Source organism: Nitrosomonas sp. H1_AOB3 (assembly GCF_015709435.1).
In the GTDB taxonomy this organism is placed as follows: domain Bacteria; phylum Pseudomonadota; class Gammaproteobacteria; order Burkholderiales; family Nitrosomonadaceae; genus Nitrosomonas; species Nitrosomonas europaea.
Genome location: NZ_CP054389.1, coordinates 1,069,837 through 1,093,691, shown reverse-complemented (window position 1 = coordinate 1,093,691; position 23,855 = coordinate 1,069,837). Strand labels below are relative to the sequence as shown.

The following is a 23,855-nucleotide window of genomic DNA, read 5'->3' as shown; positions in this document are numbered from 1 at the left end:
GCTAACGTTCCTGTTTCTTCAACAGTATGACCGCCAGACTGGTGATGACAGGAATGGCGAGTGCAAGGGGCAGCAACAAAGAGCCAAGCTCAGCAAATCCCAGCGCTTTGGAAAAAGTTCCTCGACTGATCGTCAGAAAGTACGTGGCGGGAAAAATCTCACCAACCAGTCGTGCACCGCCTTCCAGCGAAGAAACCGGATCGATCATGCCGGAAAAGCGTGAAGAAGGGATGATGGTAGCCAGCGATGTCGCGAAGATAGCGGCAATCTGGCTGCGTGTAAAGGCTGAAACCAGCAAGCCGAGACCGGTAGCGGCGGTCACATACAATAATGCTGCCACTGTCAGTAACAGGAAATCCCCCTTGTGCGGTACGCCGAAAACGAATACAGCCAGTATGCACAATAGAAAAAAGTTGATCATCCCCAGGGCAATGTAAGGAAGCTGCTTGCCAAGGAGAAATTCCAGCCTGGTCACGGGCGTGACATACAGATTGAGAATGGAACCCAGCTCCTTTTCCCGTACGACACTGAGTGCGCTGAGCATGGCCAGAATCAGCATCAGCAACATAGGTATCACCGCAGGGACGATAGCCGGCAAACTTTTGACGTCAGGGTTATAGCGAAAACGTGTTTCGATCGTCATCAGCCCGGCAGGTAAATGATCTGTGGCATGATGGCGTGCCTGCTCGAGCAGCCAGTTTTGATGCATCGCCTGCACATAACCAAGTATATTCTCGGCGCGTGTGGGCATTGCGCCATCGATCCAGGCGCCGATTCTGACGTTATCACCGCGTGCCAGATCACGTGCGAAATTCGGGGGAATTTCCAATGCGAGACTCAACTCACCGCTGCGCATACGTTGATCGAGCTCGCCATAATCAGTGATTGGTGGCTGTTCGATGAAATAACGTGAGCCGCTGAGATCGAGTATATAGTTCCGGCTGAGTGTGGTCTGGTCGCGATCCAGTACGGCAAAGCGCAGATTCTCGACATCCATACTGATACCGTATCCCATGATGAACATCAGTAATACAGTCCCGAATAATGCGATTGAACCGCGGATCGGATCACGGCGCAGTTCCAGTGCTTCGCGCAAGGTGTAGCTGAACAGGCGTAACAGACTGAAGCGGGTATTGAGTGTCATGACAGCGTGAGTCTCCTCTGGCGCAACCGTCGCCTGGGCCTGGGTAGTGGAGGGAACAGGCGTTTTCACCGGTTTATCACTGATGCCACTTGCCTGTTTCAGGTAACTGATGAAAGCAGCTTCCAGTGTGGAATGGCCGCTACGCTCGATCAGTGCGGCAGGGGTATCACTGGCGAGAATCTTGCCGGCATGCATCAGCGAGATACGATCGCAGCGCTCGGCCTCGTTCATGAAATGGGTGGAAATAAAGATGGTTACCTGATCACGGCGAGCCAGGCCGATGATCAGCTCCCAGAACATGTCCCGTGCGATTGGATCGACACCGGAGGTCGGTTCGTCGAGAATCAGCAGATCCGGCTGATGAATGACTGCGACTGCCAGTGACAACCGCTGACGCATACCCAGCGGCAGAGCATCGGGAAAGCTGTCCATGACTGCTTCGAGCAGAAAACGTTCAGCCATTTCGGTGACACGCGCAGAAATATCGGCATCAGGCAGGTGGAACAGCTTTGCATGCAGCTCCAGATTCTGTCGCACAGTCAGCTCGGAGTAGAGTGAAAACGCCTGAGACATATAGCCGACTCGTTTACGGGTAGCCAGATTACCGGCATCGATGACCTGACCGAATAGCCACGCTTCTCCTTCACTGGGAGGCAGCAGGCCGGTCAGCATTTTCATGGTGGTGGATTTACCACAACCGTTGGAGCCGAGAAAACCAAAGATCTCACCACGCGAAATATGCAGATTGACCCGATCAACCGCAACAAAGTCGCCAAAACGCATGGTCAGATCGTGTGCCTCGATGGCAATTTCCTGATCATCCCGGATATCGCGTGGCGGGATAATGATCTCCCGGTAACCTCTGCGCTTTTCTGCCGGCAATAACCGGATGAAAGCGGCTTCCAGCGAATCGGTATCGGTACGTGTACGCAGTTCGGCCGCAGTCCCGGTAGCAAGAATTTTGCCGGCATCCATTGCTGCCAGCCAGTCGAAGCGTTCTGCCTCATCCATATAGGCGGTAGAAACCAGTACACCCATATTGACGTGTTGTGTACGCAAGCGACTGATCAGCTCCCAGAACTGCGCGCGTGATAGTGGATCGACACCAGTAGTCGGTTCATCCAGCACCAGTAAATCGGGGTCGTGAATCAGTGCACAGCACAAGCCGAGTTTCTGTTTCATTCCACCCGATAATTTACCGACAGGGCGATCCCGGAAAGGGGCCAGCCCGGTACTTTCGAGCAATTCGTCGATACGCTGATGACGTTCGATCTGTTCGTGACCGAACAACTGGCCGAAGAAATCGATATTTTCGAATACCGAGAGCGTGTGGTACAGATTCCTGCCCAATCCCTGTGGCATGTAAGCAATCCGTGGGCAGACCACACGACGATGTGCCGGATCTGCGATATCGCCTCCCAGGACTTCGATCTGACCCTGCTGCATTACCCGCGCACCGGTCAGTAACGACATCAGACTGGATTTGCCGACTCCATCCGGACCGATCAACCCTGCCATGCAATGGGCGGGAATCTCTACGTCGAGAGCATCGAGTGCGAGAGTGTCACCGTAACGTAAACTGACATTCTGTACACGGATGACCGGTTTCGTAGAGAGATCCACACTCATTGCGGTAACCTGACTTCCAGCTCGGCGGGCCATACTGCTGCAGGATCGAGTTTGACATAAGCCATACCGGGTAAGCCGGTCTTGACCTGCTCGAGGTGTTGCTTCAACAACTCGGGATCGATTCTTGCTCTGACACGAAACATCAGCTTCAGGCGTTCGCTCTCGGTTTCCACCGTTTTCGGCGTAAATTGAGCAACACTGGCGACAAAGCTGGCTTTGGCCGGAATCACATAACCTGGCGCAGCATCGAGCACAATATGGATGTCGCTGCCGAGTGCTACTTTACCGGCAGCTTCAGCAGGCAGGAAGAAAGTCATATAAACATCAGAAAGATCGACCATGTTGAGGACACGGCCGCCCACGCCCAATACCTCACCGGGTTCTGCCACACGATACTGCACACGGCCATCACGGGGTGCCCGCAATTCACTGTCATCGATATCTGCCTGCAAGCGTGCAACCGTGGCCTGGGCCGCGACAATGACCGATTGTGACTCTATCACCTGTGATTTTGCCGCTTCGATACTGGCATTGGCTGCGGCAACCTGAGCCTGCGCTGCACTGACAGCAGCTTGTGCACTCAATACGCGTGCCTGGTCATCATCCAGTTCCTGCTGAGCTGAGGCGCCTTCACCAGCCAGCATTTGCGTACGCTGCAAGCGTTTGCGGGCAGCATCCAGTTCTGCCTGACGCTGGGCCACGACCGCGCGTGCAGCCGTCTGCTCGCTCTGACGCTGTATCACGATGGATTGTGCTGTCTGGTGGGCATGTTCAGCCCGGCGAACCTGTGCTTCCGCCTCGATCTGCTGAGCGCGCAGTACCTGTGTATCCATGCGTGCCAGTACCCTGTCGGCTTGCACAAAATCGCCTTCTCTTGCCAGAATTTCGATAATACGGCCGGGAGCCCTGGTAGCAATATCGATTTCGGTTGCTTCGATGCGGCCATTGCCTGCCACGATCCCGGCAGGCAGACCCGCCGGACGAAGTACTCTCCATGCGACGATGATCGTGATGATGACGAGGGCTGCAAAGAGATAAATCAGTACCGGTTTCGCGCGTTTATTCATTGTTTCTCCGAGATGATTTCCACTCCACCTCCCAGTGCTTTATAAACTGTAATCAGATCAGTCGAGACTTTCGTTTCAGAACGGGCAAGATCGATCTCGGCACTGTAAAGTGTGCGTTGAGCGTCCAGCACATCCAGAAACGATACGGTCCCTACCTGAAAGCGTAACTGTGATAATCGGACCGCTTCACGCAGATCCATCACAGAACGAGCCAGGGCTTGTCGCCGAATTTCTTCCTTGAGATAGCGTATCAGGGCCGTTTCGGTTTCCTGTAATGCTTCCAATACCGTTTTCTCAAATGTCAGATAGGCTTCCTGCTGCCGTGCATTGGCCAGATCGATTCCGGCCCGGATACGACCAAAATTGAGCAGCGGCTGTAAGAGACCGGCAGCAGTGTTATAGGAAAAGGCGGCTGACTTGAACAATGCATCGAGTTCGGTATTGCGCAGACCCAGGAAGGCTGATAGCGACAGCCGCGGGAACAGTTCTGCGATTGCAGCACCTTGCAGCGCTGTTGCAGCAGCGAGCCGGCGCTCGGCAATATGAAGATCAGGACGGTGGCGAATGGTTGCCACAGGTGAGGCCAGAATGGTACGTCCGGGGGCCATGGGTACGGCATCCGGTTCACTCAGTGCAGCAGCAAGTGCGCCTGGCTGCTGTCCCGTCAACATCTCCAGCTGCCGTAATGCAGCAACCAGGCTTCCTTCCAGATCAGGAATCTGAGCCCTGGTGGTTTCGGTCTGTGCCCGTGCTCGTACTGCATCATAGCGGGTACCAACGCCCGCCTTGAAGAGTTTCTCGGTTAATTCCTGAGTAGTCTGCTGAGCAGCCAGGTTTGCGCGCGTGATACGTAACTGATTCTGGAAACTGCGGTATTCGATATAGCTGCGTGCCAGATCGGCTGTCAGTGTGACCAGTGCCTGGCTGTACTGAATATTGACGGCATCCAGATCGGCAGAAGCAGCTTCCAGCTGGCGACGCAAACGGCCGAACAGATCGATTTCCCATAAGGCATCGAATCCCAACTCGAACAAGTTGAATTTGATACCAGGTGCAAATCCGGGAAAGGGATTATGACTGCGTTGGGCATTGGCTGCTGCGTTGACACCCGGGAACAGCCCGGCACGAATGGCACTGCGCTCAGCGCGGGCCTGGTCGATACGGGACAGTGCAATTTTGAGATCGAAATTGCCTGATAGCGCCTGATCTATCAGGCTATCCAGCCGGGGATCATTGAAATTTTTCCACCATTCCTTCAATACCTGCTGATCGATCGGCTGCACAGACAGACTTTGCTGTTCAACAGTCTCTTCTTTTTCAGCCTGCCAGGAATCGGGAATGCCAGGAAGAGGAGGGCGGTAATCCGGACCGACAGCACACCCGCTCAGAATGACTGCGATGAGAAACCAGCCAATCTTGTCTATCATGGCTTCACCCCGGCAAGTGGAAAGGCGGTGTTTGCGATGGAGATCGTCATCAATCCAGTTGCGGCTGATAAAAGATATGACTCGTGACCGAATGAATCAGAGCATGTTTGACGATCGTCATACCAAATTCCTGTCAGAATTAAATTTTTCAGGGTTTTCAACCCGGCGAAACCCGCCTGATAAAGTTTCTCGGCAATTTCCCATTTATGTTCAGGAACACGGTTCGTGCAGAATAAGGTGCTGTATATGCCATCAACCAGCGAATGCAGATACAAATTGGCCAGTTTGATATCGGTAGTCTGTGGCAGCTCGGCATTGGCGACAGCTTCAATGATGAGTTCTTCTGTATCGGCCATGCGCTGCGCTTCCCACTCGTTTCGAATATCGAGCAGGGCGATATGATCCTCGCTTTCATCACATTTGAGGTACAGAATATGCAGTACACGCTGTACCGGCCCTGGTTCCGAGTATAAACGCAGGAGATAGATTCCTTCCCGGTACAGTGTCTGCAGCGCAGATTCTCCTTCAGTCCGGACAGGTATTTCCATCGACGCGAAGGCCCGTTCGCACATAGCGATCGACAGATCTATCTTGTTTTTATAGTGCCCGTACACGGCTCCGCGTGAAACATTGGCAGCATGGGCAATATCTGCCATGGTCGTACGTCCCATCCCTCTGCACAAAATGACCTGTTCCGCTGCATCCAGAATCGTATCGCGTGTACGTTGTGAATCTTCCCTGGTTTTTCCTGGCACACACTTTCCTCAATCAAATAAATACACTGCTTATCAATAGTCAGCATTACACGTTACAGCTAATTAATCAATCATGACTGATTACATGCTATATTGCCGGAATGATAATCATGTCCGGATTATCCAGCGACAAAACAATAAAGAGAAATTCATGCTTCGTTACCCAAACCGGTTTTATATTCTGATGGTTCTGTTCTCGATCTATGGACTTTCAGGGTGTGACGACCGACAGAGCGATACGGCAGTGAATGAAGTTCCCCCGCAAGTCGATGTCATCATCACTCGGGTGGTTTCTTCTCCGGTCAGTATTGAATTGCCTGGCAGACTGGAAGCTTTCCGACAGGCAGAGGTACGCGCCAGAGTGGCCGGGATCGTGACAGAGCGGCTATATAAGGAAGGGCAGGATGTGCGTAAAGGTACTCCGCTTTTCCTGATCAATCCCGAGCTGCTGAAAGTGGCGCGTGATGAAGCATCAGGCGCTTTGGCCAAGGCTGAGGCCAATTACCATGATGTAGCCGACAAACTCAAGCGTTACAAAGATCTGGTCAGCGATCATTCCATCAGTGAGCGCGATTATCAATCCGCAGTGGCCGAGGAAAAGCAAGCCAAGGCTGAATTGCTTTCAGCCAGAGCACGGCTGGAAAAAGCCAGGCTCGATCTCGGTTATGCAACCGTCGTTTCACCGATCGATGGTCGGGCACGCCGTGCATTGGTAACGGAGGGTGCGCTGGTCGGGCAGGATGCGCCGACACCCTTGACCACAATCGAACAGATCGATCCGATTTATGTCAATTTTTCACAACCGGCTACTGAAGTCATGGCCATGCAGCGTGCCATCAAATCTGGAAAAATCCGGGGTATCGAACAGAAAGATATTCAGGTTCACCTGATTTTTTCGGATGGCAGTGAGTATGGCCATACCGGCAAGCTGTTCTTTTCAGATCTCGCCGTGGATACATCGACCGACACCGTAGCGATGCGGGCACTATTTGACAACCCTGAATACGAACTGTTACCCGGTGCTTATGTGCAGGTACGACTGGAACAGGCCATCATCAACCATGCCGTTCCTGTTCCACGTGATGCCCTGGTTCGTGCTGCCGGCGTATCGAGCGTCATGATTGTCGATACTGAAGACACAGTACAGAGAGTCGAAGTTGAGGCGAATACGCTGGAAGGTAACCACTGGGTGGTTACCAGCGGGTTGCAGGGTGGCGAGAAAGTGATTATCAGCAACTCGGCCATGATGATATCGGGTGCCCGGGTAAGGCCCGTCGTTACCGACGATCAGACAGATCATTCCCAACAATAAAAATCCATACAGGAATTTATGGCGCGATTTTTTATCGATCGCCCGGTATTCGCCTGGGTCATCTCATTACTGATCATTCTTGCCGGATTACTCTCCATTCGGGGGCTGCCGGTAGCCCAATACCCGGATATTGCACCACCTGTGATCAACGTATCGGCCACTTATCCCGGTGCTTCCGCCAGAATTGTCGAAGAATCGGTCACCGCGATTATCGAACGTGAAATGAATGGCGCGCCGAGATTGATGTATACCTCGGCTACCAGCAGCCCGGGCTCCGCCAACATCAACCTCACATTCAGACAGGGCACGGACCCCGATCTGGCTGCCGTGGAAGTACAGAATCGTTTGAAAATGGTGGAAGCACGTTTACCAGAAGTCGTGCGCCGCAACGGTATTTTCATTGAAAAATCCGCTGACAACATCCAGCTGGTGGTTTCCATTACTTCTGACGATAACCGTTTGACGGAAATCGAGCTGGGAGAACTGGCATCTGCCAATATATTGCAGGCATTGCGCCGGGTCGAGGGAGTCGGCAAGGTACAGTCGTTCAGTCCGGAATATGCCATGCGTATATGGCCGGATCCGGCAAAAATGACTTCTCTCGATCTGACGGCATCCGATCTCGCTTCAGCGATACGCAGCCATAATGCTCGTGTAGTTGTTGGTTATATTGGTGATAAGGCAGTACCGGAGCACGCACCTATCAGTGCCAATGTCGCGGCAGACAAAGCACTTGCTACGCCGGAAGATTTCAAGAATATTACGTTACGGACAAAAGCAGATGGGGGTGCCATCCTGCTGCGTGATGTCGCCAGAGTGGAATATGGCGGAAGCGATTATTCGTTCTTTTCCCGTGTCAATGGCAAGAATGCCGCGGGGATGGCAGTGAAAATGGCACCGGGATCCAACGCTGTGGCTACGGTAGAACGTATACGCAATACCATGGATGAACTGTCCAGATATTTCCCGCCAGGGGTCAGCTACCAGATACCTTACGATACTTCAGCGTTTGTCGAAGTCTCCATCCAGAAAGTAGTGAATACCCTGGTCGAAGCAGTAGTCCTCGTGTTTCTGGTGATGCTCCTGTTCATGCAGAGCATCCGGGTAACGCTCATTCCCACCCTGGTCGTTCCGATTGCGCTCCTTGGCACCTTTGCGGTCATGTATGGCCTGGGGTTTTCCATCAATGTACTGACCATGTTCGGCATGGTACTGGCGATTGGTATCGTCGTGGATGACGCCATCGTCGTGGTGGAAAATGCTGAGCGTATCATCGTCGAAGAAGGTCTGTCTCCCTACGAAGCTACCGTCAAAGCGATGCAGCAGATCAGCGGTGCGATTATCGGTATCACGGTCGTTCTGACTTCTGTATTTTTGCCCATGGCGTTTTTCAGCGGTGCAGTCGGCAACATTTACCGCCAGTTTTCTCTGTCACTGGCGACTTCCATTGCTTTTTCCGCCTTTCTGGCACTTTCATTGACGCCTGCTTTGTGCGCTACCTTGCTCAAACCTGTCGACAAAGAACACCATGAAAATAAACGTGGATTCTTTGGCTGGTTCAACCGGACATTCATTTCTCTGACCAATCGGTACCAGCATCGTGTCGGGCAGATACTCAAACGTCCTGTGCGCTGGCTGGTTGTATACGGCATTATCATTGCTGCTGTAGCCTTGCTGTTCGCCCGTTTGCCGACTGCTTTCCTGCCGGAAGAGGATCAGGGAGATTTCATGATCATGGTCATGCTGCCACAGGGTGCCACGATGCATGAAACCATGAATACATTGGGTGAAGTGAGCCAGTATCTGCAGGAAAACGAACCGGTGAAATATGTTTATGAAGTCGGTGGCTTCAGTTTCTATGGCACGGGTGCCAGCAGCGGCATGATTTTTGCGACATTACAGGACTGGGAAGAACGCAAACATGCCGATCAGCACGTGCGATCGATTGTCGAGCGTGTCAACATGCATTTTTATGGACGGCCCAATCTGACGGTATTTGCGTTGAATACACCGCCATTACCTGAACTGGGCTCATCCAGTGGTTTCGATCTGCGGCTGCAGGATCGCGGCAATGTCGGCTATAAAACGCTGGCCGCTGCCCGCGACCGGCTACTGGCCGAAGGCGGACAACATCCGGTACTGACCAATCTGATGTTCGCCGGCTTGGCAGAAGCACCGGTCATCAACCTGGATATCAACCGGCGCAAGGCACAAGCGCTGGGTGTTACGATGGATGAAATCAATGCCACACTCGCTGTCATGTTCGGCTCGGATTATATTGGTGACTTCATGCACGGGAATCAGGTCAGGCGTGTCATCGTTCAGGCGGATGGCAAGAACCGTATCGAGCTCGATGATATTCGTAAACTGCGGGTAAGAAATGCTGCGGGTAAGCTGGTGCCGCTGTCATCCTTTGTTTCACTGGAGTGGGGGATGGGTTTACCGCAACTTACACGCTACAACGGTTTTCCTTCCTTTACCATCAATGGCAATGCTGCCGCCGGCAAAAGCAGCGGGGAGGCCATGCGAGAAATCGAGCATATCGTAGCCAAGTTGCCGAACGGGATAGGCTTCGACTGGTCAGGCCAGTCGCTGGAAGAACGGCTCTCCGGCGATCAGGCTCCGTTCCTGTTCGGGCTATCCGTGCTGATCGTATTTCTGGCGCTGGCTGCCCTGTATGAAAGCTGGCTGATTCCACAGGCGGTCATTCTGGTCGTGCCACTGGGCGTGCTGGGTGCTGTGCTGGGAGTGACGTTACGCGATATGCCGAATGATATCTATTTCAAGGTTGGCCTGATCGCAATGATCGGGCTTTCTGCGAAGAACGCCATTCTGATCGTCGAAGTGGCAAAAGAACTTTACGACAGTGGTATGAGCCTGATCGATGCAACACTGGAAGCTGCCCGTTTGCGCCTGCGTCCGATCATCATGACTTCCCTGGCTTTCGGTGCCGGGGTACTGCCTCTGGCGTTGGCAACCGGTGCAGCATCGGGCGCTCAGACCGCAATCGGTACCAGTGTATTTGGAGGGAATGTCATGGCGACCGCACTGGCAATATTCCTGGTGCCCCTGTTTTTTGCTGTGATAGGGCGTTATATCAAGCGTTCGCGACACTCATAAAAATATCTGTCAGTCATGAAGAATAGTAGCTTTTCCAAACCAGCCACGAAATCGGCTGTTTCAGCACTGGTGTTATTGCTCAGCGGCTGTTCGCTGATCCCTGAATACAGCCGGCCGCCAGCACCGCTTCCCGCCAGTTACACCGCTGATGATACGAATGCAATGGATGCTGCGCCCGAAAGCTGGCAACAGTATTTCACTGACCCGGTTTTGCAGAACCTGATCAATATCGCGCTGGAACAGAATCGGGATTTGCGCATCGCAGCATTACGTATCGAAGAAGCACGTGCCCAATATGATATTCAACGATCGGCGAAATTACCCACAATCGATGCCACTGGCAGCTATGACCGCAGCCGTCTGATTTTTGCGAAGGGAGAAACCTTCGACGTCGATATGTATCGTGTCGGTATCGGCATCAGTAATTTTGAAATCGATTTCTTTGGCCGGATAAAAAGTCTTTCTGAAGCGGTACTGGAAGATTACCTGGCTACCCGGGAAGCTCAGCAGACAGCACGAACGAGTTTGATTGCCGAAGTAGCGGCGGCTTATGTCGATGAGCGTGCTTTATCAGAACGTCAATTACTGGCAGAAAAAACGCTGGCTGCACGTGAAGCCAGCTATACCCGCATCAGACGTCGTTTCGATGCGGGTATCGATACGGCTATAGATCTGAAAGCAGCAAAAATGCAGATGGAAAGCGCACGTGCAAGTGTGTCGGCGCTGGACCGGGAACATACCCGGGCGATCAATACTTTACTGTTATTGATGGGAGATCAATCAGTCACCTTACCTGGCGGTATTGCTGCACTCGATACACTGGCATTTTCACCGATCCCGGCAGGGCTGCCTTCCGACTTGCTGGAAAGACGTCCGGATATTCGTGCCGCCGAACACAAACTGAAAGCTGCCAATGCCAATATCGGGGCTGCGCGTGCTGCTTTGTTTCCGCGCCTGCAGTTGACCACCAATATCGGTCTGGTCAATGAGCATTTCACCAAGTTGCTCAGTAACGGCATCAATGCCTGGGCATTTACGCCACAAATCATATTTCCGATTTTTACCCATAAGCGTAACCAGGCCAATCTGAATGTCAGCCGTGCACGTATGGAAATCGCCGTGGCTGAATATGAAAAAGCCATCCAGACTGCCTTCCGGGAAGTCGCCGATACATTGCTGGCAAGAGAGCAGATCGAAAAACAGATCAATGCTCAGTCCAATGCAACCGATGCAGATCGTGAACGCCTGAAACTGGTAACCCGGCGTTATGAAAAAGGAGTAGCCAATTATCTGGAACTGCTGGATGCGCAACGCAGCCTGTTTGATTCCGAACAGGCACTCGTCCAGCTCAGGCAGCTTTCTTTATCGAACGCCATCAACCTGTTCAAAGCATTGGGTGGGGAATGGAGCGGGGCAGGGATTAACTGATATGGGTAGGTTCAAATCGTTGAATTCTATTCAATGCCCCACGTAAGGAATCGCGGGTAATAGTCATATCGTAATCGATTTGAAGACCCATCCAGAATTCAGCGGTATTACCAAAATACCGCGCCAGTCTGAGGGCGGTGTCGGTAGTAATTGCACGACGCTCCCGTACGATATCGTTGATACGGGTGGCCGGAATTTGCAATGCCAAAGAAAGTGCATGAGGAGTGATTTTTAACGGCATCAGAAATTCTTCGCGCAGAATCTCGCCAGGGTGAATGGGGTGCAATTTTCCACCTTCAGCCACATCACTGAAATCCATGTTTTCCAACTCTTCGATAGGGATAGTCATAAATATAACCAGTCATCTCGATGTCAAACGCATGTTTACCTCGATCTTCTCATTTACGTATGCAGATTTTCTGACAGCTTTTTCGATACCAGAGCATTCAGGCTAATGCCAGCGCGAGCTGCTTCTATGGCAAGTGCACGGTGCACCCGTTTATCCACACGAACATTAAATTGACCACTATATTGACGGCGAGCAGGAGCAATGGGAATTGCTTCACCATGAGCCATGTAGCTTTCTTTCGTCAGTTTCCATGCTGCTTCGAGTTCTGCTATGGCCTGCTCTGGAGAGTTTGCAAAAGCAGAAATATTTGGCAGCTCTTCTAATCTGGCCAGCCAATCACCGTCTTCATCGAGAAAAATTTCTACTGTATAGCCGTCGAATTTATCGCTCATCTTCCCTCTTCACTATAAATTTTAAGAAACTGCCTAATCTGGTAACTCTTTGCTTTGGAGCCTTTCGGCTGGATGATCAACCTGCTTTTTTTCGGTGATATCCAGATGCGGTGGCTGCCATTCTGGCGGTCGAGAATCCAATCTAATCTTGAAAGCAATGTTTCGAAATCATTGAAATCAATGCCTTCTTGATTTTGCTGCAGTTTCTCTATTAATTTATCCGCTTTTACCATGATTGTAACTATATACAGTTACTTTAACGGTATCAAGCATTGCGGGATGACAGGTAAAGGTGGCGATTATGAGTCATTAAACATACCGGGCTCAGAATAGAGCCCGGATGTTGGAGTATTGAAGCCAAAGCGTTAAAACATCGTACTGACGGAAAATGCAATGGTTCTCGGTACACCCAAATTATATTGATCTTGCCAGTAATTTCTACCAGTTAGATTGATGACATTCAGGCGTACGATCAGTGCTTTATCGAGTACCCGGGTGGTATATCGAGCGCCAATATCATACAGGGCATAGCTGGGAATTTTATCTGTATTGGCCACATTGGCGTATCTCTCACCAGTATAGTAGATTCCACCGGTCAGATTCAATCCTGGGATCCATGGTAATGCATATTCCGCATAAATCTTCCCCATTCTGGAAGCAGCATTGGTTGGTTTTTTGCCTTCGAGAGCAGGGTCATTGGATTTCTCCACACCGATATCCATCAGGGTACCGCCCCCCATGATAGTCAGATTATCGGTTACTTTTCCGGTCAGAACCAGCTCTACCCCGTTATGTACTTGCAAGCCATCCTGGACATAACGTGGGATGGGTGTTGCAAGATCCGAATACCGATTGGTTTTTTCGATTCGGAACAGTGCGGTACTTAACAACAAGTTGGGATTGATATCATATTTCAAGCCCACTTCATATTGTTTACTGAGTAACGGAGAAAGCACTTCTCCACGATTGGCATAGGTATTACCTACTATTATGCTAGCTTCAAGTGCTTCCATATAAGAGACATAGGTGGTTACCTTTTCGATTGGTTTATACAGAAGTGAAGCTGTAGGAGTCAGCTTAGATTTTTCATAGTTGCTGTCACCGTAGATACCATCCAATTTATATGCTGTCGTAGCATAGTTGAGCCCAACCATTGCAGACCATTGGTCATTGAAGCTAATGTCATCTCCAATCAGGATATTGTCATTTCGGGCAGTATAGGCAGTCGCCATCGACCCGCTCCCGAAAGATGCCCCCCAATCCGGCTCAGCTATATTTTTAAGTTCACTCAGCAGGAAATTTGTGTTACCAGACAGGTAAACAGTACCATTACCCCGTAAAAGCATTTCATGAAAAGTAGAAGAATAACCCAGGGTCAGCTTATGGTCGACGGCAAATGTTGAAAAGCGGCTATCCAGGTAGATATACCCTCCATAATTTTCATGCTTTTCCCAGGGGGAGTTTGTCATTCTGGGAATAAAGGTCTTGTTCGCCTGCTCATCTAAAGATATTTGATTGACTCTCATCCTCGTATCCTGATAGAAAAAAGCACTTCTGAGAGTGAAATATTTACTGGGGTCCCAATGCAGGCTGGTGTAAGCTTTATGACTTTCCAAGTCGTTGGATGCCCATTTGGGAGAATAACGTTTACTGGTATCAATAGAAATTCTTTCTCTCATATAAAAGAGAGGTTGTGTCGCCTCTTTGCTGTAGTCGTTATAGGTATATTTGACATCTGCATAGAGGGTATCGGTAAGGTGGCCATCCAGCACGATGTTGGCCACTTTCTGGTTGATCGGTTCGCCGATAGCGGTATCTCCCCCCTGATAGAGCAGATTGGCCCGGTAACCGAATCGGCCCCGGTCATCAAATTTCCCGCCGATATCGGCATGGCCGTAAAATTGGGTCCCACCGTAATTACCAAACGTCAGCCTTCTGAGCGGGATATTGGTAGAGTTCTTAGTCACATAGTTTACGGCTCCACCTACTCTGTTGCCGCCATAGAGAAAACCTGAGGTTCCACTGAGAATTTCAACCCGGTCGATTTCGATGACTGACACAGCAGAACCATTGGCATAGAGATGGATGCCATCATAAACCGGGCTGCTTGTTTGAAATCCTCGTATGGTGACAAAGGGAACACCGGTAAAATTCTGGATGAATGGTTCTTGGGTCAGGGGATTCATTTTGAAGATCTGTCCCATATTCTGGGCGTTGACGTTTTCGATCAAGTCAGCAGGAACGACACTCATCGAATACGGTGTATCCCGCAAACTACGCTCACCCCACAGACCAATTCCACTGATATTGCTGACCTGGTAGCCTTCTTCCGCTGTGCCTTGTTTCAGAGTTGGTGCACTCACTGTCATGAGGGGCAGGGTAACATTGGCCGGGGAGGGTTCGATAGTGCTCATTTTCTGTACTACATAACTGCCATTGGCCAGTCGTGTTACTTGTAATCCGCTGTTTCCAAGCAGGTGTGCGAGTGCTTCCTGCACAGTGTATTGTCCCCGTAAACCACCGGTAGTTTTTCCGCTGATCTGACCCTCTGTAAAGGTAAGCAGCAGTCCTGCCGAACTGGCCAGGCTGCGCAGGGCAGAGGCCAGCGGGCCGGCTGGAATGTTGTAGTACTGGCGTGCGGTGGATGTTTGGCTATCCGCGGGGGCTTGAGCCACAATTTGAGCAATTGCCGGATCTGGCAAACTGACTGACAGGATGAACCCTCCTGAGAGGAAGGCGATTATCTGTGCCAGGGGGTGCACCGGAAAAAGTGAAACAGGTCGGGATTGCTGCTGCCCCTGACAGCATGGCTGGATAAATCGGCGCGCGGCGTGGCGTCGGTCGAATGGCATACCTACTCCTCAAGAAGTCAATGGATCGATAAAGCTTCTGCGGAGCCTCTGCAAAACATCGCTGATGTTCTTTAGAAGCTCCTTATAGAGCAGGTGCCGCGAGAATCAGAATCGGGCAGGAGAAATCACAAAAATTTTTGATCGTTCCTATGTTCCAGCGTGGGAATTTAGCCCACTCCACTTCACTCCAGCGGGGCATACTGGCCACCGGAGCATGGGAACCATCAAATGGATTATTTGGATTGAAAACAGTACTATTGGAAAAATATCGGTACTGAATTGGATTTGCCATGACTAACACCCTGACTACCGCCGAGATCAAGCGCCATGGCATGACCGCCTTGCGGTGGCTACTGTCGCAGCCTGATATCGGCACGCGTGACAAAGCGGATATCGACATAACTCTGGGTGAAGAGCGCGACTGGTGATCGTTTTTTTCGATGCCAGCGCACTGATCTACCTGCTGGAAGGCAATCCGCCTTTCGCGAGCCGCGTGCGCACCGAGTTGGCATCAAGTTGAAGCGCCTGCACAAGCAACAACAGGCCGCAGGTTCGGCAGGAGACTCAGAATGAGCAACAAACCCGCCAATCACTCGCCACACGATGAAACACTCCCCTCTCCCGCCAGCGGGAGAGGGGAGCAAAACACGAAAGAAGCGAAATGAGCGAAACCGAATCTCTCAACCTCGGCACATCCGAGCCGGGACGCGTTCTCGCCTGGAATGTAGGAACGATCAAAACTTGTTCAAGATCTCGATCAAGGGACGCAGTGTAAGACAAAATCGAACGACGCAAGCAAAGCACAGTGCCCGCTATGACGCCGCTTCCACTATCACCCAGTAGCGGGTGCGCAGACGTACCCGTACCGGCAATACACTCGGCAGGGTTTCCAGAATACGATCCGTATCATCCAGCGGGAACACTCCGGATAAACGCAATTCAGCCACGGCCGGATCACAACGCAGCAGGCCGGTGCGGTAGCGTCCCAGATCAGTAATGAAATCACCCAGCCGGATGTTATCAGCGATGATTTGTCCCTGTGTCCAGCCGGTTGTCTGCTTATCCAGCGTAGTAGCGTTATTCAGGGTGTGGCGCGTGAAGGAGAGTTGCTGGCCAGCCGGCAGTATGTATTGCCGGTCGGGAGCAGCAGGGGTGACTTCTACCGCATGTTCGAGTACAGCGACATGGGTACGTCCCTTTCGCTGACTGACCGTGAAGCGGGTGCCGAGTGCACGAATGCGGCCTTCGGCAGTTTCGACGATGAAAGGACGCGGATCGGATATCGGCGTATGCACAGGGTGGGTGGTGATGAGGATATCGCCGGTGATCAGCCGTATCGTACGGTGTTGTGCATCGAAGGCTACGTCGATTGCACTGTACGTGTTGAGCATGATATGCGTGCCGTCGGCCAGGTATACCGCACGTTGTTCGCCAGTACCGGTACGGTAATCGGCAACGGTTTGCTGCCAGGTCTGTGTACGTGATACCAGCATGCTGCCGACACCTGCTGTTCCCAGCCATAACAACGTACCCATTGCCTTGCGCCGGCCCGGCGACCCGGGTTTGCCGGCACTTACAGGGTTGGTAAGGGGTGACAGGCTTTTATAAGCTGCCGTGGATGGCAGTTCCCTGAATCGTGCGGTCATTGCTTCGATGTGCTGCCAGGCACGTTCATGATCAGGATGTGCCGCACGCCATTGCTGCCAGCACTGATAGTCTGAATCGGTCATTTCATCCGACATCAGTAACGTCAGCCACTGAGCAGCTGCATCCGCCGTAGCACCGCTGATCGGGTGACCATTGGCCAGTGGTAGCGGGTGTGGCTGGTCAGCGACCGAGGGAGGCGGTGTGGAACCGGGAGTGGACACTGTTTTTCTCCGGTTGAATCTGTTTCAGACTGACAGAGCAAACAGGCACTGCCGGTTGGCACGTGTGAGGTATTGCTTGACCGAACTGGTCGATACGTTGAGCCGTTCCGCAATCTGTGCATACGAGAGTTCTTCCAGATGGGCGAGCAGAAAGGCTTCCTTGACACGTGTCGGCAGGCCATCGAGCGCACGATCGATTTCCAGCAAGGCTTCCAGCACCAACACATGTGCTTCGGGCGAAGGCATCAACTCTACAGGCAGTGCTGCCAGGGCTTCGAGGTAGGCCGTTTCGAGCTGATTGCGGCGCCACCGGTGGGCAACCAGCCGGCCGGCGATCGTGGCGAGGAAAGGTTTCGGCTCGCGAATGTCATCCGCGTAGCCTCCAGTGATCACGCTGATGAATGTGTCTTGCACCAGATCGGCAGCATCGCAGGCATTGCCCAGCTTGCGGTACAACCACCTCTGTAACCAGCTGCGGTGGTTGCTGTACAAGGTATGAACTTTCTGCTGCAGTATGAATTCATCGGCTGACACGATATCTCCCTGAAAAAGTTTGATTATTATTTAATGAGAATCGTTTTCATTCTAATGGATATGAAACTGTTCATGCAAGATCAGGCAGTCAACAGGTTTGCTGCACGCTTGCAAGACACATAAATGTTGTCATCAAGATCACGCAGTGACGGGGTGATCTGTGAAGCAGTATTTTCATAACTTGACCTTATGGAATAAGAACAATTATCATTTTTATACCGGTTGTTTTTACAGGCTGGCTGGCAATTTACTCTGTTCAGGCCGTAAAAGCATCTCTGAGAAGCGTCAGCGAGATCCGGAACAATATAAAAATAATTTTCCAGATGCCCGGGATATTCGGCACACAACGTCAGGAAACCTCTGAAAAACGTTAGCGAGGCAGTCAATTCAAGGCAAACGTCGGCGAAGAAGTCGAGTTTATACGTAATAAATGAGCATTCTGAGTCGACTTTTAACGCAGAAATGGCAACACAGATAGTTTTGCAGAGGTTCCCCTGGCCGGCATTTACATAACTTTACAAGAGAAGCCTGGGAGGGCTATTGATGTCGATCGACGATTCTGCACACCTGAACGCTGTGGATACGCTTTACAGTGATCACCATGACTGGCTGGTAAGGTGGTTGCGCTCCCGTTTGGGATGCGCTCATAACGCCGCTGATCTGGCCCAGGATACCTTCACCCGTATACTGGCTTCACGGGATGCCACGACTGTATGCGAACCACGTGCTTATCTGACTACGATCGCCAAAAGCCTGATGGTCAACTGGTATCGTCGCCAGGCACTCGAGCGCGCCTATCTGGATGCGCTGGCACATATACCTGAAACGGAAGTACCGGCACCCGAACAGCATCTGATCATTCTCGAAACGTTGCATGAAATAGACCGGATGCTCGATTCGCTTGCTCCCAAAGTCAGACAGGCATTCCTGCTCTCACAGATCGAAGGTTTGAAATACGAAGTGATTGCAGAACAGCTAGGAGTTTCACTCGGCTCAGTCAAACGTTATATGCAGCAGGCTTTCCGCCAGTGCCTGCTTCTGATGTAACGAAGCAAACAGCATGAATACCCGGTTAAAGGATACTTCAGAACACTCGCCAATCGATCCCCGGATACTGGATGAAGCGGCTGCCTGGCTGATGCAATTGCACGCCAGTACGGTTACCGATACGGAACGTAATGCCTGGGAACAGTGGCGTTTGCGCAGTCCGCAGCACAGGCAGGCCTGGGAGCGGGCGGAGCAACTGATGAATAAAATGGGAGGGCTCCCTCCAGCACTGTCAATGGCTGCATTGACTCATTCCCGTGGTAATAACCGGCGTGCTGCGATCAAGAAACTTGCCCTGCTGATGACAGCACTGCCTGCGAGCTGGGCAGCCTGGCGTGTAACACCATGGGAAGCATGGATGGCGGAATACCGTACGATGGTGAGTGAGCAGCGCGAAATCGAGCTCGCCGATGGCAGCCAGGTCAGGCTCAATACAGCGAGTTCAATCGATGTGCGGTTTAATGCGGTACAGCGTTTAATCGTTTTGCATACCGGTGAGATTCTGATCCGGACCGCAGCAGACAACGCAGTCACACCTCGTCCTTTTCAGGTACTTACTGCAGAAGGGCGGCTACATGCGCTGGGAACCCGCTTTACAGTTCGTCAGGGTGAGGAACGCAGTCACGTTGCAGTATTCGATGGGGCAGTGGCAATTCATCCCAAATCAGGCGATAGCGGCGTGGCGCAAGTATTGCATGCCGGCAACAAAACTGTGTTCACTGCGGAAGCAATCGAAGTATCCAGACCGGCTGACGATACCGACATTGCCTGGGCGCAAGGTATGCTGCTGGCTGACAAGATGCACCTGACTGATTTTACCGATGAGCTGTCCCGATACCGGCAGGGTATCGTACGGTGTGATCCCGTCCTGGCTGACTTGCGGATATCGGGTGCTTTTCCGATCCGCGATACTGACCGTACGCTGGCAATGCTGCAATCTACTTATCCGGTGCGTGTTATCTATCGCACATCTTACTGGGTTACGCTGGTACCACGCTGATCAAGCTATTTTCATCAGGGAGGTGAGACTTTTTTCTGTTTCGATTGGCAATAGAGGTGAAGGCCCTTATAACCAGAAACTGAAGGAAAAATCATGCTGTTTGCCTCCCTCGTTCATCCCATCCGATTCCCATTGGACCCGGTAAGGCTATTGTCGCTGTTGCTACCAATCATTGTCGTCGCAGCATTACCCGCTCAGGCAGCTGAAAATGTACCGGATACACTCGATGCTGCTGACCGGAAGCACTATGATATTCCGGCAGGCCCGCTGGGACGGACACTCTCACATTTCGCAACGGTTGCCGGTATCGCACTCTCGTTCGATCCGGTACTCACAGAGGGGCTTACCAGTCCCGCGCTGACCGGAAATTTCTCAGTAGGTGAAGGATTCAATCGGCTGTTGGCAGGTAGTGGTCTGGAACTGATACGCAATGATGATGGCAGCTATACACTGCATCGGGCACCCATTAAAGCGACCCAGGCAGGGGTAACCGCATTACCGGTCGTGACTGTCTCGACCAGTACGGAAAATGCTGATGAGGCTGGCTATGTTACAAAGCGCAGCAGTTCGAGTACGAAAACAGATACACCGTTGATCGAGGTACCACAGTCGATTTCAGTGATTACGCGCCGTGAGCTCGATGCGCGGCTGGTGCAGAATATCAGCCAGGCAGTTTCCTATACGCCCGGTGTGCTGACAGAAATGTACGGACCTGTAATGCGGGATGACTATTTCAATATCCGGGGATTCGATGCGCCGCAATTTCTCGACGGACTGGGTTTATGGGGGGTGAATTATGCCAACCTTCGTATCGAACCGTATGGAATGGAAAGCATCGAAGTGCTGAAAGGGCCTTCTTCTACCCTGTATGGTCAGAGTTCACCCGGCGGGCTGGTTGCCATGATGAGTAAGCGTCCAACGGCCGTACCGGTACGTGAAGCGTTCATTACCGGCGGAAGCTTTGGCCGTATTCAGGGCGGACTCGACCTCGGCGGGCCGATCGACAGCAACGGTCAGTTTCTTTATCGACTCACAGGACTGGTGCGCAATAGTGATACGCAGATCAACCACGCTCATGAAGATCGTTACTTCATCGCACCGAGCATTAGCTGGCGGCCAACTAGCGATACCACTTTTACGCTATTGAGTCATTTTCAGAAGGATAACGCTGGCAATACACTCCAGTTTCTGCCCCCGGAAGGCTCACTGCTGGAAAATCCGAACGGCAAAATACCAACCAGCCGCTTTATCGGAGAACCCGGTTTCGATAAATACAATAGAGAGCAATATACGATCGGTTATGCGTTTGATCATCGTTTCAATGAATCCTGGGGAGTGCAGCAGAATTTACGTTATGCTAATGTATCCAGCAATTACCCCACTACGTTTTATCTCGATTTTCTGAGAGATGATGATGGGGTACCACTGGATTTCCGGACGATTGATCGGCTGGCGGCCCTTTATCAGGACAAGGCGGGCACGTTCACGATGGATACCCGGGTACAGGGTATATTTGATACGGCCATGCTCCGGCATAACCTGCTGCTGGGTATAGATTACCGCTATCTTTCCGGCAGTAACCGCCGTGGTTTTTCCGAAGACATGCTGCTTCTGGATATCTACGATCCGGTTTATGGTGAGCCATTTGGTTTGCCGGTCATCGATTACATCAGCAAACAGCAGCGTGACCAGATCGGTCTCTATGCCCAGGATCAGATCAAATATGATCGATGGATACTCACGCTGGGTGTCCGTTACGATTTTTCCAGTGCACATACGCGAAATCATGATTTGTTCTTTGATGAGAGAAGCAGCACCCGGCAGAATGATCGCGCTTTCACTTATCGGACAGGAATAAACTATCTGTTCGACAATGGTATTGCGCCATACGCGAGTTATGCCGAGTCTTTTCAGCCAATTGCAGGAACCGATTTTTTCGGTTCACCATTCAAACCGACTACCGGTCGGCAATATGAGGCGGGTATCAAATATCAGCCGGTCAACCATAATGCCTTGCTGACTGTCGCGGCTTATCATTTGACGCAGAAGAATGTCGTCACTCCTGATCTCACACCCGGGCATTTCGGTTATAACGTGCAAACCGGTGAAGCGCGTGTACGAGGAGTGGAGGTGGAAGGTAAAGCGCGCCTCATGAGCAATCTCAATCTCATCGTTGCTTATTCTTTTGCTGATTCGAAGGTGACCGAGAGTAACAATCCGGACGAGCTCGGCAACCGGTTATCACTGACTCCTCGGCATCAGACTTCTGCCTGGCTGGATTACACTTTCCGGGGCAACCTGCTCGCCGGGTTGGGTGTTGCCGGCGGGGTGCGACATATCGGCTCGAATTTCGGTGATCTCGTCAATAACCTGAAAGCGCCTGCCTACACCTTGTTCGATGCAGCAGTACGCTACGATATGAAACATCTGCACAGTGTGCTGCAGGGCGCCAGTCTGAGCGTGAATGTGAATAATCTGTTCGATAACAAATACATTGCCACCTGCGCGGATATGGCATGCTTCTATGGCAATCGTCGGACGGTTTACGCGACGCTGCGTTATAAATGGTGAACCACCACGGTTTTGTAGTAGCTCCCGAGGGCGGGCGCATGGCTGATTCGCTTTCGCTGGTTATCCCACAGAGCGTGGCATATCTTTCCACATCCTGATTTGCATTGCAGAAAATACCCGTTCACCCTTACAATGCGAACAATTCTTATTCGTTCATTTCCTGTATCCAGTCAACGCTATTACAACATTGGCTTCCATGCCTCCGCCCGACATCCACTGCAAACAGGTAGAAACACTTTACAGCGACCATCACCGATGGCTGCGCGGGTGGTTATGCAAAAAGCTGGGCTGCAGTGAACAGGCCGCTGATCTCGTGCATGACACTTTTCTGCGTATCCTGAATTCCGGAGAGGTGCTGACAGGGCTGACTAAACCGCGTGCCTACCTGACGTCCGGCCTGGTGGGCAGGTTGGAAAAGGGCGATCTGCATTGCGAACAGTCTTGGTGACCAAAGACAACTCCGATCTCTATCCCTTCTCCTGCTCGCCTAAAATACGTCTATTCCAGACGAGAGTGCAAGCATAGGATGACACACTTTTGTTCATCTGTAAGATATGGTTGATCGTTCCCATGCTCTGCATGGGAATGCAACCCGCCTAGCTCTAGCGGGGCATACTGGCTGCCGGAGCGCAGGAACCATCAATCAACGTTACTCAGCATGTAGATGCGGTTCGTACCTCACCGCATCCTGCTATGCTTCTTGCGATCATCACAATTCTGCCTGTAATGCGGCTCATGAAGGGTTTGACAGAAGTTCCTCAGCAACTCTAAATCTCGAATTCCACTCATCGTTCCCCATCAGGGTTTGCACGTTTTTAATAAGTAATGCACCAATTTACGTTGGTATTGCGCTACGGTAAGGAGAGAAATATGCGAAGCATGACTCTTGAACAACTTCGGACGGCCAGTGAAACCGGTGGCGTTTCGAGTGTAACTCTGAAAGGACAAGGTGGTGCATTCCTTGTTCAGATCAACACGCGCAGCGGTGTCGCAGCCATTCTGACGAAGGCTCGCAGCAGTGAACCGCGCCGCTTCGGCAACCCGGCTGCTGCCTTAAATGTGCTGCGTGAGGTGGGTATTACTATCGGTCAGTTTGATGCCAGCGAATGGAACCCGGACGAACGTGAGCCAGTAGCACGTTCCAGTGATAATCGTGCCAAAGCACTACACAAGGCTCATGAAGCGGCCGCCTATAACGAGCGGCTTGCTGCTGAGATTCAGGAAGCCATCGACGACCCCCGGCCGGGCATCCCGCACGATGAAGTCATGGCCCGAATGGATGCCCGCATTGTTCGCCACAAGGCAGCGGGAGCCAAGCGTGCATGAACTTTGAGCCGCCAGTGGCTGGCCAATGGCGAAG

General features: G+C 51.7%; 19 protein-coding genes. 9 read left to right on the top strand and 10 right to left on the bottom strand.

Going from position 1 to position 23,855, the window contains the following annotated elements; all coding sequences use genetic code 11:
- Position 1 precedes the first annotated feature (1 nt).
- Genes rbbA through HRU73_RS05175 form a run of 4 tightly spaced genes read right to left on the bottom strand, consistent with a single transcriptional unit; the run spans position 2 to position 6,022 of the window.
- Positions 2-2,773, bottom strand: a complete 2,772-nt coding sequence (gene rbbA / locus HRU73_RS05190; RefSeq protein WP_281871130.1) for a ribosome-associated ATPase/putative transporter RbbA — start codon at positions 2,771-2,773, stop codon at positions 2-4.
- Entirely contained in the window at positions 2,770-3,840 is a 1,071-nt protein-coding gene (locus HRU73_RS05185) for an HlyD family secretion protein (RefSeq protein WP_281871131.1), read from the bottom strand. Before HRU73_RS05185 ends, rbbA begins: the two co-directional genes overlap by 4 nt.
- Complete coding sequence (locus HRU73_RS05180) at positions 3,837-5,267, bottom strand: efflux transporter outer membrane subunit (RefSeq protein WP_281871132.1); 1,431 nt, start codon at positions 5,265-5,267, stop codon at positions 3,837-3,839. Before HRU73_RS05180 ends, HRU73_RS05185 begins: the two co-directional genes overlap by 4 nt.
- A complete protein-coding gene (locus tag HRU73_RS05175) occupies positions 5,264-6,022 on the bottom strand; it encodes a TetR family transcriptional regulator (protein ID WP_287399724.1) in 759 nt (252 codons plus the stop codon). The genes HRU73_RS05180 and HRU73_RS05175 overlap by 4 nt, the downstream gene beginning before the upstream one ends.
- A gap of 151 nt (positions 6,023-6,173) precedes the next feature.
- Here HRU73_RS05175 and HRU73_RS05170 point away from each other — a divergent pair, with 151 nt between their 5' ends.
- The 3 genes from HRU73_RS05170 to HRU73_RS05160 are packed head-to-tail and all read left to right on the top strand — an operon-like array spanning position 6,174 to position 11,882.
- Complete coding sequence (locus HRU73_RS05170; RefSeq protein WP_281871134.1) at positions 6,174-7,334, top strand: MexX/AxyX family multidrug efflux RND transporter periplasmic adaptor subunit; 1,161 nt, start codon at positions 6,174-6,176, stop codon at positions 7,332-7,334.
- Positions 7,335-7,352: 18 nt separating this feature from the next.
- The gene (locus tag HRU73_RS05165; RefSeq protein ID WP_281871135.1) at positions 7,353-10,454 is read left to right on the top strand and encodes a multidrug efflux RND transporter permease subunit; all 3,102 of its coding nucleotides are present in this window, start codon (positions 7,353-7,355) and stop codon (positions 10,452-10,454) included.
- A gap of 15 nt (positions 10,455-10,469) precedes the next feature.
- Positions 10,470-11,882: an efflux transporter outer membrane subunit gene (locus HRU73_RS05160; protein WP_011111704.1), complete on the top strand. Its 1,413-nt coding sequence runs from the start codon at positions 10,470-10,472 to the stop codon at positions 11,880-11,882.
- On the opposite strand, the gene HRU73_RS05155 is transcribed toward HRU73_RS05160, so the two are convergent.
- The 4 genes from HRU73_RS05155 to HRU73_RS05140 form a co-directional block, all read right to left on the bottom strand.
- Positions 11,875-12,231 (bottom strand): HigA family addiction module antitoxin, encoded by a 357-nt coding sequence (locus tag HRU73_RS05155; RefSeq protein WP_281871136.1) that lies wholly within the window; start codon positions 12,229-12,231, stop codon positions 11,875-11,877. The genes HRU73_RS05160 and HRU73_RS05155 overlap by 8 nt on opposite strands.
- Positions 12,232-12,284: 53 nt before the next feature.
- Positions 12,285-12,623, bottom strand: coding sequence for a type II toxin-antitoxin system HicB family antitoxin (locus tag HRU73_RS05150; protein WP_281871137.1), 339 nt, complete (start codon positions 12,621-12,623; stop codon positions 12,285-12,287).
- Positions 12,620-12,856, bottom strand: a complete 237-nt coding sequence (locus tag HRU73_RS05145) for a type II toxin-antitoxin system HicA family toxin (protein WP_287399721.1) — start codon at positions 12,854-12,856, stop codon at positions 12,620-12,622. Before HRU73_RS05145 ends, HRU73_RS05150 begins: the two co-directional genes overlap by 4 nt.
- Positions 12,857-12,988: 132 nt before the next feature.
- Positions 12,989-15,475: a TonB-dependent siderophore receptor gene (locus HRU73_RS05140; protein ID WP_281871538.1), complete on the bottom strand. Its 2,487-nt coding sequence runs from the start codon at positions 15,473-15,475 to the stop codon at positions 12,989-12,991.
- A gap of 290 nt (positions 15,476-15,765) precedes the next feature.
- Between HRU73_RS05140 and HRU73_RS05135 the strand changes: the two genes are divergently transcribed.
- Positions 15,766-15,903 (top strand): hypothetical protein, encoded by a 138-nt coding sequence (locus tag HRU73_RS05135; protein ID WP_287399718.1) that lies wholly within the window; start codon positions 15,766-15,768, stop codon positions 15,901-15,903.
- Between the two features lie 384 nt (positions 15,904-16,287).
- Here HRU73_RS05135 and HRU73_RS05130 read toward each other — a convergent pair whose 3' ends face one another.
- Both HRU73_RS05130 and HRU73_RS05125 read right to left on the bottom strand, forming a co-directional pair.
- Entirely contained in the window at positions 16,288-17,343 is a 1,056-nt protein-coding gene (locus HRU73_RS05130; protein WP_281871671.1) for a FecR domain-containing protein, read from the bottom strand.
- Between the two features lie 24 nt (positions 17,344-17,367).
- Entirely contained in the window at positions 17,368-17,877 is a 510-nt protein-coding gene (locus tag HRU73_RS05125; protein WP_281871672.1) for a sigma-70 family RNA polymerase sigma factor, read from the bottom strand.
- Between the two features lie 543 nt (positions 17,878-18,420).
- On the opposite strand from HRU73_RS05125, the gene HRU73_RS05120 reads away from it, so the two are divergent.
- From HRU73_RS05120 to HRU73_RS05100, 5 genes are all read left to right on the top strand, one after another.
- The gene (locus tag HRU73_RS05120) at positions 18,421-18,924 is read left to right on the top strand and encodes a sigma-70 family RNA polymerase sigma factor (protein WP_281871673.1); all 504 of its coding nucleotides are present in this window, start codon (positions 18,421-18,423) and stop codon (positions 18,922-18,924) included.
- A gap of 13 nt (positions 18,925-18,937) precedes the next feature.
- The gene (locus HRU73_RS05115; RefSeq protein ID WP_287399716.1) at positions 18,938-19,924 is read left to right on the top strand and encodes a FecR domain-containing protein; all 987 of its coding nucleotides are present in this window, start codon (positions 18,938-18,940) and stop codon (positions 19,922-19,924) included.
- Positions 19,925-20,017: 93 nt separating this feature from the next.
- The gene (locus HRU73_RS05110; RefSeq protein WP_287399715.1) at positions 20,018-22,495 is read left to right on the top strand and encodes a TonB-dependent siderophore receptor; all 2,478 of its coding nucleotides are present in this window, start codon (positions 20,018-20,020) and stop codon (positions 22,493-22,495) included.
- 196 nt (positions 22,496-22,691) lie between these two features.
- Complete coding sequence (locus HRU73_RS05105) at positions 22,692-22,943, top strand: sigma factor (RefSeq protein WP_287399714.1); 252 nt, start codon at positions 22,692-22,694, stop codon at positions 22,941-22,943.
- Between the two features lie 422 nt (positions 22,944-23,365).
- Positions 23,366-23,821: an antitoxin PaaA2 family protein gene (locus tag HRU73_RS05100; RefSeq protein WP_287399713.1), complete on the top strand. Its 456-nt coding sequence runs from the start codon at positions 23,366-23,368 to the stop codon at positions 23,819-23,821.
- Positions 23,822-23,855: the final 34 nt, after the last annotated feature.